1 protein-coding gene is annotated in these 774 nt (G+C 24.0%); it reads left to right on the top strand.

All coding sequences use genetic code 11. The features are described 5' to 3' along the window. Positions 1-93 precede the first annotated feature (93 nt). Positions 94-390 (top strand): hypothetical protein, encoded by a 297-nt coding sequence (locus tag GBG18_RS15020; RefSeq protein WP_152192385.1) that lies wholly within the window; start codon positions 94-96, stop codon positions 388-390. Positions 391-774 lie beyond the last annotated feature (384 nt).

The following is a 774-nucleotide window of genomic DNA, read 5'->3' on the forward strand; positions in this document are numbered from 1 at the left end:
TTAAGTAAAAATAATATATACTTCTTTCCCCTATAAGTACGTATATTATAAAAAAATTTATTAATGAAGTATTACAATTGATTAAGGAAGAAAATGCAAAAAAATGCAAAGAGAGAAGAGGCTATCTATATAGTAGGCTTATTAGGTGCCTTGTATAATGAAAAATATATTGAATCTACTATAAAAATGTTAGAAAATAATAACTTTGAAGATCTTCTAGAATTTATTGAAGAAGTAGATATCTATAAATTAGAGAATGATTTTAAACATGGTGGTATTTGGTTAATTCCTCCCTATCCTTTTTTTAAACTATGGGATATGGATGTAAGGATCATCGAGGATTTATTAGCTAAACATAATTTAAATCTTAAAATTGTAGCAGGGGTATAGTATAGATATTTTAACAGTATAAATAAAGAATGGTCATGAATTAATATTTATTTTGAAGTTTTAGGGTCTTATTTCAAATAGTTATTTTAATTAAAAATTTGTAAAAGACGAATACTCTATACATAATTGTCAAATCAACAATATTTTTAGACTTTAGTATTTAAAAGGTTTTCACTTTTAGAGACTTTTAAAATCGTTTCTTCATTATTTCTGAAGTGTCTTTTCCTGATAGTTTTGAAATCTATATAGAGATTTTATAATAAATCAACATGAACCTATCTTTTCAGTGTCGTTTCAAAATCTGCAGGAACAATTCTTATCCATATATCAAATATCTCTATATTATTTATACAAATTATTAAAGACCTTAAATGTGTGAGTAAG

Source organism: Poseidonibacter ostreae (genome assembly GCF_009208075.1).
In the GTDB taxonomy this organism is placed as follows: Bacteria; Campylobacterota; Campylobacteria; order Campylobacterales; family Arcobacteraceae; genus Poseidonibacter; species Poseidonibacter ostreae.

Excerpts from the sequence above, each read along its gene's own strand:
- GBG18_RS15020 (WP_152192385.1), top strand. The coding sequence starts at position 94 with ATGCAAAAAAATGCAAAGAGAGAAGAGGCTATCTATATAGTAGGCTTA.